The sequence below is a fragment of the Paraburkholderia heleia NBRC 101817 genome, from assembly GCF_000739775.1.
Classification (GTDB): Bacteria; Pseudomonadota; Gammaproteobacteria; order Burkholderiales; family Burkholderiaceae; genus Paraburkholderia; species Paraburkholderia heleia.
This window is the reverse complement of record NZ_BBJH01000093.1, coordinates 1-504: the sequence shown is the minus strand read 5'-3', so window position 1 is coordinate 504 and position 504 is coordinate 1. Positions and strand designations below refer to the sequence as shown.

Here is a 504-nt window from a genome sequence, read left to right as displayed (position 1 = left end):
TTGCCGCTGTTCGTGACGTTGCCGCCAGACACGGTCGTATCCGTGCCCGTGACGTTCCCTGTGTTGGTGACGTTGTTGCCCGACACCGACGTGTTGCCACCCGTGATGTTGCCGGCGTTCGTAACGTTATTGGTCCCGTTCACCGACACGTTGCTTGTGCCCGTGATGTTCCCGTCGTTCGTCACATTGTTACCCGACACCGACGTATTCGTGCCGTTGATGTCACCACTGTTCGTGATGTTGTTCGTGGCGTTCACCGTGGTGTTGTCCGAGCCGCTGATGTTGCCGCTGTTCGTGACGTTATCGCCAGACACGGTCGTGTTGCCACCCGTCACGTTGCCGCTGTTCGTCACGTTACCGCCCGACACCGTGGTGTTGTCCGTGCCAGTGATATTGCCGCTATTCGTGACGTTGCTACCCGACACCGACGTATTCGTACCGTTGATGTCGCCACTGTTCGTGACGTTGTCGCCTGACACAGTCGTGTTGTCCGTGCTGCTGATG

General features: G+C 58.1%; 1 pseudogene. It reads right to left on the bottom strand.

The features are described 5' to 3' along the window. Positions 1 to 504, bottom strand: a pseudogene (locus tag BHE01S_RS38625) (hypothetical protein); the annotation flags it as partial.